Source organism: Donghicola sp. (genome assembly GCF_025210255.1).
Classification (GTDB): domain Bacteria; phylum Pseudomonadota; class Alphaproteobacteria; order Rhodobacterales; family Rhodobacteraceae; genus Donghicola; species Donghicola eburneus.
The window spans coordinates 1-10861 of record NZ_JAOARZ010000013.1; the positions used below are offsets into that span (position 1 = coordinate 1).

General features: G+C 58.4%; 9 protein-coding genes and 1 pseudogene. 1 reads left to right on the plus strand and 9 read right to left on the minus strand.

Going from position 1 to position 10861, the window contains the following annotated elements:
* Window positions 1-18 precede the first annotated feature (18 nt).
* From N4A58_RS03655 to N4A58_RS03665, 3 genes are read right to left on the minus strand one after another with little or no spacing between them, the layout of a single operon-like run.
* Window positions 19-1191: a TniQ family protein gene (locus tag N4A58_RS03655; protein ID WP_293707953.1), complete on the minus strand. Its 1173-nt coding sequence runs from the start codon at window positions 1189-1191 to the stop codon at window positions 19-21.
* Window positions 1188-2126, minus strand: a complete 939-nt coding sequence (locus tag N4A58_RS03660; RefSeq protein WP_293707955.1) for a TniB family NTP-binding protein — start codon at window positions 2124-2126, stop codon at window positions 1188-1190. Before N4A58_RS03660 ends, N4A58_RS03655 begins: the two co-directional genes overlap by 4 nt.
* On the minus strand, window positions 2117-3763 hold the full coding sequence (locus N4A58_RS03665) for a transposase family protein (protein ID WP_293707957.1): 1647 nt from the start codon (window positions 3761-3763) through the stop codon (window positions 2117-2119). The genes N4A58_RS03660 and N4A58_RS03665 overlap by 10 nt, the downstream gene beginning before the upstream one ends.
* A 104-nt stretch (window positions 3764-3867) precedes the next feature.
* On the opposite strand from N4A58_RS03665, the gene N4A58_RS03670 reads away from it, so the two are divergent.
* Window positions 3868-4980, plus strand: a complete 1113-nt coding sequence (locus N4A58_RS03670; protein WP_293707959.1) for a tyrosine-type recombinase/integrase — start codon at window positions 3868-3870, stop codon at window positions 4978-4980.
* Window positions 4981-5030: 50 nt separating this feature from the next.
* Here N4A58_RS03670 and repC read toward each other — a convergent pair.
* The 6 genes and pseudogenes from repC to repA all read right to left on the minus strand — a co-directional run.
* Window positions 5031-5177, minus strand: a pseudogene (repC, locus tag N4A58_RS03675) (replication initiation protein RepC); the annotation flags it as partial.
* 458 nt (window positions 5178-5635) lie between these two features.
* Window positions 5636-5761, minus strand: a complete 126-nt coding sequence (locus tag N4A58_RS03680; protein WP_293707963.1) for a hypothetical protein — start codon at window positions 5759-5761, stop codon at window positions 5636-5638.
* 159 nt (window positions 5762-5920) lie between these two features.
* On the minus strand, window positions 5921-6160 hold the full coding sequence (locus N4A58_RS03685) for a hypothetical protein (protein WP_293707965.1): 240 nt from the start codon (window positions 6158-6160) through the stop codon (window positions 5921-5923).
* A gap of 611 nt (window positions 6161-6771) precedes the next feature.
* A complete protein-coding gene (locus tag N4A58_RS03690) occupies window positions 6772-7962 on the minus strand; it encodes a helix-turn-helix domain-containing protein (protein WP_293707967.1) in 1191 nt (396 codons plus the stop codon).
* A gap of 341 nt (window positions 7963-8303) precedes the next feature.
* Window positions 8304-9272, minus strand: a complete 969-nt coding sequence (gene repB / locus N4A58_RS03695) for a plasmid partitioning protein RepB (protein WP_293707969.1) — start codon at window positions 9270-9272, stop codon at window positions 8304-8306.
* The gene (gene repA / locus N4A58_RS03700) at window positions 9272-10453 is read right to left on the minus strand and encodes a plasmid partitioning protein RepA (RefSeq protein WP_293707971.1); all 1182 of its coding nucleotides are present in this window, start codon (window positions 10451-10453) and stop codon (window positions 9272-9274) included. The genes repB and repA overlap by 1 nt, the downstream gene beginning before the upstream one ends.
* Window positions 10454-10861 lie beyond the last annotated feature (408 nt).

Consider the following 10861-nt stretch of genomic DNA (forward strand, 5'->3'; position numbering starts at 1 on the left):
CATGGATGCCGGATAGTCTCACCAATGGTGGCTCAAATCGGCGTCCAGTCTCACATACCCTGAATCGGTTTCAGAAATGCGACACAGACAAGCTATTGAAAACAAATGGAACGCAGTCTCAGAAATTCCGGTAGACCGACAGATTCGGCCGAAATCGCCTCTTTCGCCCTCAAAATTTCCACTCAACCGGTGGACTGGCCTCTTGCTCAATCTGTGGACTCGCGCTGATCCAGCTTCAATCTCGCGCTTTCCTTTGCCCTTCCATAGATCCCGTCTATCCGTGAGCCCCGGCAGTTGGGCGGCACGCCGGAACAGGACGAGGGCAGCCTCGGGCATGACCGCACCGGGCACCAAATCTGCTCCGAAGAGATCATGCAAGATCACCAGCGTCAGAGCCCGCCAGCGCACTGAAAGGTGCTGAAGAGGTGCAGGCCGACCGACGGCCGCACGGGCCTCGTAGGGGCAGTTCCAACCCGGTTCATCGTACCAGAGCGCGAGAACCGGCCGGGCCGCCCCTTCGCGATCGAGCGGCGCCCACAGAGTGCGGATTGCATGTTCAAGTCGATCAAGACGGCCTGAATCCCCTCTGACGATCCCGTTGATCTGGCGTTGGAGGTCGAGGACACCTGCTGCGAAATCAGCCTTCCAAGGGTCCTCTGTCTCCCCTGCCCCGCCGCTCAGAACGGCATGGCACTTGCGACAGAAGGGCCGCAGCAGGCCATTCAGCATGTGAAGGGAAAGCTTCAGGCGGCCGAGACAGGCATGGCAGCGGTCCAGGAGCATGGTTCGGTGCGCCGGGCAAACCACCTCTTCCGCCAGTCGCCAATGCCCCCGCAGATAGGCATCGCGACCGGCAGCGACATCCGCATCGAAACAGGCGAGGCAGACCGGCACAGTCTCGGTCAGAAACCAATCCTGCGGCCAATGAGGATTTCGGGACGCCAGTGAGCTGCGCCGAAGCCGTTCGGGATCGATCCGGCAGGCCTTGGCCCAAAGCCCGAGCAACTCCATATCCGGCGCCACATCGTCAACCTGCCGCGCGCCTGCGTCTCTACCCCCCTCCCCTGCCAGATACACCATCAGCTCAAGGGGCTCCGCCCCGTAGCGCGCGGCAACCCGCGCCATCCAGGACGAAAGCAGTTCGTCTCGGAACGGACGCGGCGCGACGGGCAGTCTGGTCGGCACCATCATGCCCCGGCCCGTTGCTGCACGGGCTTCCCCCGCCGTCGAGCGGTCTGGGTCATCGAGACGAGCGGCAGCACCAGATTGTCGCCAAAACTATCTGCGTCGAGGCGCTCCTTACCCGACCGAACCGCATCTTCTGCCGCCGTCTCGATCAGGCGGAAGATGCGCGCCGTCACACCGGAGGTAATCTTCTGAATCCGCTCTCGGGCCTCCCCGCTGATCAGATCGGATGCCTCACGCAAGGGCAGGATGCGCTCGAAACTTTTCAGGAGCCCGGCGAAAGCAGCATCGTTCTGCCAGGGCTTGAGATGGAACGCCTCGAAGCGCTCGGCCAGTTGTGCATCGGTCAGCAATGCCTGCCGAGCCAGGTCCGTTCCGGCACAAACCAGTGGAATCCGCAGGTCATTGGCCAGGAATCGGATCGCATTGAGAAAGATGCGCTGCTGCCGGAAGGTGCCGGCTAGCATCCCGTTCACCTCGTCGAGAATGATCATCTTCGCCCCCACGGTCCGCAGCAGCGACCGGCAGATATCCTTCTCGCGGGCGAGCGTGCCGCTTGTCATGGCCGGCGCGCCCATGCTGGCCAGAAGTTCGCGGTAGAGATCGCGCTCGATGGGCTCAGAAGGCACCTGCGCAACAACAACCGGGCGGTGGTCAACGCCGGTCACCTGGCTGAACTTCGGCGGGTGGTCGCGTTCGAACTTGCGGACGATCTTGGTCTTACCCATGCCGGTGTCACCGTAGATCAGCAGGCATGGCATCCGGTCACGCGGTGGATAGGTCAGCAGGTTTTCGAGACGTGCCAGAGCAGCCCCTGACTGATCGAAACCGATCCAGCGGTCGGCCCGGATCCAGGCGATGCGCTCACCATCCGGCAACGCCGCGAACCGGCGATACGCAGGATCGAGATGTTCAAATGCGCCGTCCTCGGTCACGACCATTCTTCCACTTCGAACCCCGGATGGTCCCTGAGCACGTTCTCGTCTTCCTCTGGTCTCGGGTCGGCTTCCTCAGCTTCGTAGGCCCCTACCCCACCAAGCGCTCGGTCCCGTCGCTCGGAAAACCGCCTGGCCTCCCGTGTCCTGGTGCTGGCCGCATCAACCAGGGCGCGCTGTTCCTCGATCACCGCGAATATGAGGTCTTCGTCCTCGAGCGCGCGCCCACGCTCGCGCAAAATCGCCTGCGCACAACGATGCTCCGCAAGGGTGATCGACCGATGGCGCAGGTCCGCAAACCGCACAGCATAGCGCTGACCCTCAGGGCTCCGGACAAAGACCGTGGAGAGGTCGCGAGGATCGTAGGACACGCGCAATTGCCGGTCCTGCCGACCTGCCCAGAGGCTCAGGACATCATCCCAATACCGCAGGCCGAAGAGATGGATGCCATCGCGGCGTACCATGCGTTCCGTGCTCGGCAGGAAGTCGATCCGGAACCCCTCGGGATCGTAAGGCCGGCGCAATGGTGCCTCGCGCTGCCCATAGGCCTCGTTCCAGGCCGCGACTGGCGGAATGCCGAGCGAGCGGTGCCGTTCGGCATGATAACGGGTGATTTCCAGCGCCAACCAGTGCTCCAGCTCGTCGAGCGTCATCGCCGACTTGCCCACGGAATCATAGTCGCCGCGGTCCTTGATGCTTCTGAAGGTCGATCCCGGCAGCAGGTGGACCGCCCCCATCATCGTGCCGATCAGCCGCTCGATGTGACCGCCGTAATGTGGCGCCCCGATCGGCCGATACTGCAACGAAATCCCGTGCTCCTCGGCGCCCCGCTTCATCGCTTTTGAGCGGAACTCCTTGGCATTGTCGACGTGAATGGTCTCCGGCAATCCCTCGGCGGGCCAGTCTGCGTCGATCCCCAAGCTCTCCAGCCAGTCGAATTTGGGCTGCACCAAGTGCTGAATGGCCAGTGCAACCGACAAGGCTGATGGCGGCTCCAACGTCAGATAGAACCCTGCCACCATGCGGCTGGCGACGTCGATAGCAAGGGTCAGCCAGGGCCGTTGCAAAGGCTTCCGATGAACCCGGTCCACGACGATGACATCCACCAACGTGTGGTCGATCTGAACCACCTCATAGGCCCGTTCGACCTGATAGCTGCCTGACACCGGGTGATGGCGCTGGCGAGAGGCCTTAGCGCCCTCACGCGCCGCCATGAGTTCCGCCGGATCTATCGCCGCCACACGGTCCCGCAGCGTGGTCCAGCACGGGGGACGCAAACCCCTCTGACTGCACCGCCTGCGCACCTCCTTTTGCAGGGCGTTGATGCTCGGCTTCTGGAGGGACTTGTAGAACTCCTCGATCGCCCCCGCAATCACCGCTTCGATCTCGTCAGGCAGCCGACGGCTGCCCGTCGGTGTCCCAACCTGAGCCGCCAGCAACGAACTGGCGACCGGACGCGCCTTGTACGCTGAGATCAATTCGTACAGGCGAGAGCGCTTGAGACCAAGATCGCGGCAGGCCTTTAGGAATTCGGCACGGTTCGGTGGCGCCTTGCTTGCAAGGCGACGGATCACAGCTTCCCGCGCAACCGCCTGTTCCCACGCAGCATCGTCGACGGCGTTGATGTCTGCTCGATCCACCATGGCCAAACCCGGAAAATAAGTGTCTTATGTCCGATAATGAAACTATAATCCGGGAATGAAACAAGAGCATGAACACAATGATATCAATACGTTAGTGTCCACTAATGGAACAAGAACGACAGTCAGAAAACACCGAAAAATCAAGCTCAGAGCCGCCAATCGAGTCTTCGGTCAACAAAGACGACGAGAGAGATCGCCCTGACGGCGAGGCCTTGAGCCTGCCTTCCTTTGTCGCCGGGTCCGGCACCCTCGATCGGCTGGTCGATACGGCCCGCGACTACGCACGCGCTGCTGCGTCCGAGAACACGCTGAAGGCCTATTCGAAGGATTGGGCGCACTTCGCCCGCTGGTGCCGAATGAAGGGCGCGGAACCGCTGCCGCCGTCGCCTGAGTTGATCGGGCTTTATCTCGCCGACCTGGCGTCCGGGTCTGGCCCCTCCCCTGCCCTATCGGTCTCGACCATCGACCGGCGCCTGTCGGGCCTCGTCTGGAACTACGCGCAGCGCGGCTTTTCCCTCGATCGCAAGAACCGACACATCACGACAGTGCTGGCGGGCATCAAGCGCAAGCACGCGCGACCACCGGTTCAGAAGGAAGCCATCCTGGCGGAAGACATCCTCGCGATGGTCGCCACCTTGTCCTACGATCTTCGCGGGCTACGAGATCGTGCAATCCTGTTGATCGGCTACGCAGGAGGCCTCCGCCGCTCTGAAATCGTGAGCCTCGATGTACATAAAGATGACACGCCAGATTCCGGTGGATGGATTGAGATCCTGGAGAAAGGCGCCCTCCTGACCCTCAATGCCAAGACGGGCTGGCGCGAGGTGGAGATCGGCCGCGGCTCGAAAGATCAGACCTGCCCCGTCCACGCCCTGGAGCAATGGCTGCACTTCGCAAAGATCGATTTCGGCCCAATCTTCGTCGGCACCTCACGCGATGGCAAGCGAGCCTCCGAAACCAGGCTGAACGACAAGCATGTTGCGCGCCTGATCAAGCGGACGGTCCTGGACGCCGGCATCCGATCCGAGCTAACCGAAAAAGAGCGTCTGGCGCTGTTCTCCGGCCACAGCTTGCGTGCCGGCCTCGCCAGTTCTGCCGAAGTCGATGAACGCTACGTGCAAAAACAACTCGGACACGCCAGCGCCGAAATGACCCGCCGATACCAGCGCCGGCGCGACAGGTTTCGAGTCAACCTGACAAAAGCTGTCGGTCTCTGATCTCCTGCCCAAGAACATTTCCGGTTAAAAACGCATCGGTTTTTGCTGTATCATGCCGCATGCCGTTTGAGCCTGCCATAGAAGCTGCGCTCAAGGTGCAACTCCCCTGCCCCGGCCTTCTCAATCATGCCGCGCAGATACCCGCCGGGCGAGGCGACCTCACCCGAGCTGTGTTTCTCGAAGACGAGGGCAAGAGCCACAATCTCGGACCACGCGCCGGTCTGGATGCTGATCGATGTCACCGGCCCTCACATTTCTTTCAAGCGCGAGGCCGCATTGATCTACCGCAACCGGATTTCGAAGATTTACCACCATTCGAGCTGACACGTCACCAATGCGGGTTGCCCAGTGGGCAATCATCTCAGGCCCGGCGATCCCGCAGCGGCTCATCTCGAAAGTTGCCCACCGGGCAACTCGCCAAGCAGATGCATGCGCTTGTCCCGCGAACCACTCCGCCTAACCGCGCCAACACCCTACAGTCAAAACAATCCCAAGGCATAGATGATGCTAGTGCTTCGTCGCTTTTGTTCGCTCAATCGCGCGACCGGTCCCCTTCCTGATTACCTCAACAACGTTGTCGAGGTCCTAGGCCAGTTGAGACCTACGTTCCCGAACCGGAGCAATCAGTTTCTGGAGGATCTCCTCCAAACGCTCTTTAGTGACCCATCACCAAGTCCACCACGTCGTGATCCTCATCGTAAGCATTGAGATAGGTGAAGATCACATTCCCCTCGACACAGCCCGGATCTGCGGCACGCAGATGATTGGGATTCGTGAACATAGACCTCACTGCTTTGCGAATGTATGCCGGAGATGCCGCCTGACTTCGACATCTTGGCCCTTCCATTTGGACCGGCCAAACTTGGGGATGACCGCTTGCGCCGCAGGCAACACCACGCGCCCAGTTTAGGGTTTGGATCCTCCGCGTATTCTCATTTGCTTACTCGATGTTAGGGGCCTGATCCACTCCCACCAGCACGATCGTTGCCTTGAAGGCTGCGATGTCGGCTGCCTGCGTGACGGGATAGCAGAGAAAACCTGACGGGAGGTTTCGCTCATAGCCACGCGACCGGTTTTCATTTTTGATCATCGGGTTTTGCTTCGGACGCGCCGCAGAGACGAAGTTCAGATAGAGCATCGGAAAGCTCAGCCAGGTAATCCAGCGCGACTTCGATGACATTTCGCCGGGTCATGCGCGTTGTCGGTGAGGGCGTGAGCATCGAAAAGGAGAGAGAACTGCTCATGCTTGTCTTTATAGGCGAGTCATCTGTGGACTGATCTTGCGTAATGCCTCAGATGAAGCAGGCCCAATGTGGGGTCCTCCGTGAGAATGCTTGTTTCACTCAACGTGCGTCTTCTTTTGCTAGGAGAGGCCCACGCATGGGGAGGTATGAAAACACAAAGGCCGTTATGAGGCGGTTTCTGAATGAGATTCGTCATCCGGCTACCTGATTGGGAAGCCAGCCACCATTTGACCGCGAAGGGTGCCGTGTTTGTCATGCTACGAACTTGCGTTTCCTCGATCATAGCGCCAATCCAATGGCGGCTCGCTACCAAGTTGCCCGGCGGGCAACTTTATTTTGCAGCCCGGATAACACAACGCGGAGCTCAATAAATCCAAGGTTGCCCACCGGGCAACTTGGAGATGGAGAAGCCCGCGTGTTTGGCAGCGCAATGTGCGCGGGCAGGGTGGGTTGATGCAATCGATGCGCAATATTGAACTATCGAATGACCGATTGCGCGGAGGGTAATTTCTATTCGATGCGGGTGAAGATCTGGATGCTCTAAGCATCAAGTGTAACGGATTAAAAAAGTGGTCGTCTGTAATTGTGAGCATTGATCCGCCACAGCCGCCTCAAAGTACTTCTGAGGCTGCGCGATGCTTTCAATGTTGCGGACCATTCGATCCAAGAGTGAGAGGAGGCTCGAAAGGTTAAGGACTTCAATGACGCGCTCATACGGAATGTTCTTAAGTCCAAGGGACAGTCCTAGAATGCTCACCGCTTCTACGATGCATCTTAAGCTTTTGACCTCTCTTGGCATGAATTCAGCGGCTGACGGATTTGCATTGAGCAAGTCAGCATATGTGAGTGTAGGTGATTGAGCCTTCACGGACGAGGGTGTGATATTTTTTTTATTCGAATTTTTAGGCTCTACTTGGCGGGTATTTTGCACGTCATTGGCGGGCGTTTCCTCTGTCGAGAGGGTGTTGTGATTGGAGTTGCATCGCAGGGCAGGGGAGGAGGATGCGTGGGCTTGGACCGCCGGCAAAGCAGCCGACGTGGGGCGTGCGGCAGGCTTCTGGCCATCCACCTCACTAAGCATCTCCATCAGCGTATCGTGGGCCTCTTGGATCTGCATGAGGGTGGTGGATTTTCTGCGTAGCAGATTTGTAAGTTCAGAGAGGAAGTCACGGGCTGCGTCCGTAAGATCGCAGAGTGTGTTGAGAACCTTCGCACGCAAGGCGAGCGTCTGACTGCGCAGCGCGCGGCGCTCATCATCGCGGCGCGCTGCTTCCTCGACAACCGTTTCCAGCTGGCCGGCGGAGTGGAATGCTGGAGAGAGATCTATTCCAAAAGCATCGCACACTTTACCGGAGCGTTTGAGTGGGAACCTCTTGCCCGTCGCACTGTCCCGTCGGGCAATTAGCCCGCGGGCAACCAGCCTGCGGATGTGGCGGCGCAGGGTGCTTTCATCGATTCCACCGGCACGATGGCAGATCGAGGCGTTCGAAGCATAGCAGACAAGAAGCATATCGCTTTGGGCCGGCACCTCATTACCTTGCCGATCCTTGAGCGGCAGAAAGGTTAGCATGGCCCGTAGAGCAGCAAGATCTCCAGTGTTTAGCTCGAGGTCACGTCGGCACGCCTCGATGATGCCAAAAAGAGTCCATCGCGATATCGGCATAAAGCTCGAAGCCACGTTTGGCGCAGAAGTAACCTGCGCCCCGGCAGCGACTGCCGTGGTTGTGATTGATTCCATCTAATTTCAGACGGCAAAGAGAAACCGTTCACCGAATTCGGTGTTGCAAGCGAATCAATTGTGGACTATCTGTGAGTTGCTACACTTTACAGACGCCCTCTGGAGACACTGTCTTCGGGGGGTTTCTTTTTTGCTGAGGCCTGCTCCTTTTGCTGCTCGTTTTTGTTCTGAGCCCCATTCGAACGGCGCCCTTTTGATGATGAGTTGCCCACCGGGCAACCATCTTGAGGTTTCTGCATGTCACCCAATTCTTCGACGCGAATGGGCGGACGTTGGGAAAATTCAGGTTGCCCGGTGGGAAACCTGGCGGCGAGTTGAAAATTTCATTTATTTACAGCGACTTACGTGTTCTTTTTCAGCCATTCCTGGTAGATATTCTCCATCTCGTCTTCGAGATGCCGCAGAAACGCTTCAGGCGCGCTTCTGCCAGCTTTTACGAGTAGCGAACGGGGCGTCCGATTGAGCTGAAAATCTCCATTGCCAAGACGCACCTGCGGGGCAGGGGGGGCGTTACGCGCGCTTGAGAGCTGCTTCAGCTTCGCATTGAGACCCTTCAGGCGGTCTGGGCTGGGCAAATCACGGTCGATCATCGACAACAGGCGCGCCTGATCAGGCGCCGTATCGAGTGATAGAGCCTTGCGCAGATCCTCCCATGGGCGACGCCCGACGCCATGCGCCGCCCCGATCGCAGTGATCACTTCTCTGGGGATATCACGCACGACACCACGCATCTTGGATGCTTGCGTTTTATCGATGCCGAGTGCCTTCCGGATGGTGTCAGATGTGTAGCCCGCGTCAGAGATCTCAGCGACGAAGAGCGCTTTCTCGATGTAGCTGTTCTCAAGGCGGGCTGCATTTTCCAGCCCTTGAGCAATCACAGCATCTTCGTCGCTGATTTCGACAACCATGGCGCGGACTTGAAGGCCCAGCTGCTGGCAGGCCAAAATACGTCGGCGTCCGTAGACGACTTCGTAGCGATCTCCCCCGACCTTACGGAGAAGCACGGGTACCTGTTGGCCATTGTCTTGGATCGACGCCTTGAGATCCTCGAGATCTTCGGACACATTGAGGCGATCCTTGAAACGCGAGCTGTCTATGCGTTCAGGGTCTACATCCTGCAAGGAGCGAAGCATTTGTTCCTGAAAGGAGTCCCGGAACACTGCGACATTGGGGTTGCTGCGCTTGCGCGGCAAATCTTCCGCAGCCGGACGACGCTCGGACTGCTCAGGCGCATCCAGCGCGCTATCATCTTCGGGAGCATCATTCAGCGCGCTGCGAAGCGTCTTCGAGAAAACGTTCTTCCTAGCCATCACTCACGACCCCATGCTTTGCGTAGATCCGTCTCCAGCTCGTCAGCGATGCCCGAGATGGAGTTGACGACGCGATCGTAAGTGGAGCGCGTCATGTCGCGGGGCTCCACCTCCAAAACTGGCTGCTTGGTGTTGGCAGCATCGCCAATCGCGGTCGATTTGACAAACTCATTGCTCATGACGGAATCGCCGAGCACGGTTCGAAGATATGAGGCGACTTGCAGCTGGGGTTGATCGCCGGCTTCATAGCGCGTGATTAGGAAGCGGATGAAATCGTAGGTCTTGTCCTGATCCTGCTCTTCCACGACCTTCATCAGCTCAGCCGCCATATCCATGAAGGTGGCCAGTGACATGACGTCGAGCATGGATGCGGTGAGTGGGATCAGCATGCCAGTTGATGCGAAGAGTGCCGAGATAACAGCGAAGGAAAGCTGCGGCGGGGTGTCGAACAGCACGATGTCATAGTCATCGCGAACCTGATCAAGCGCTTCTGCCATTCGGCTGTGGAAGGGCGAGCCGGATTTGCCATCACGGAAGGAAAGTGCGGTCTCGTATTCGAACTCGATGATGTCCATCGAGGCGGGAACTAAGTCGATACCAGGGAAATAGGTCTTCCGGATCACATCGCGGATTGGCAACGGGTTTTTGTAGCTAATCACGTTGTAGGAACTGGGCATGTCCGGCATCAGCTCCGGCGACAGGCCGAAGAGGTTGGTCATGGAGGCCTGTGCGTCCAGGTCGATGACCAGAATGCGGTAGCCGCGCAGCGCGAGGAGTTGCGCGACGCTGGTGGTTGAACTGGTCTTGGAGACGCCGCCCTTCAGATTGAAGACGGTGACCACCTTCAGCTCTTCGCCGGGCTGGCGGCGGCGGTATTCTTTGATGCCGATCCGGCCCTCTGCCCAAAGGAAATCACGGATGCCCTGCATCTCTTCCGCGGTGAAATACCGACGATTGCCGTTGACAAGCGTGCCGGTCGGCATCTTCTCTGCGTAGGTCTTGATGTAATGGCGAAAGGTGTTCGGATTGATACCTATGAAGTCGCCGACCTCTTTCATCGAGTAGGATCGCAGTGTCTTCTGCGCGTCCGGCGGGAACATCTCCGCGCTGTGATTCTGCAAGCTTCTCGATAGTTTGGTCGAGAAGGTCTCCAATCGCTTGGAGCCTCGAATACCGCCCATTCTGCCCTCAATTTTTATCGTGTTTCTGACTGCATAACAGATTTTGGGTGATGCGCTACGGTTTTCTGTTGGGGCGTGAAATATGCGGTGAGCGGGGTTTTTAGTGATGACGGAAATAATATATGTTTAACAAAGGCTTAATCATAGCGTCGACGGATGATCTTTTAGATAGAGTTGCCCACAGTGGGACATTGGGTGTGCTTGCTCACGCCTGAGGTATGGCCTGTATCAAGCTGAATGGTGCGATTCGCGCGCAAATGCGAGTCACTAGCAACTGTATTCATCAGGGATGGCGGGGCTCCCATTTCCGCCGTTTTTTGCAAAGAGCATTGGCGATGATGACGAGCTTGCGCGCGACGGCCGTGACGATGACCTTGTGCGGCTTGCCGGCTTTGCGGAGCCGATCGG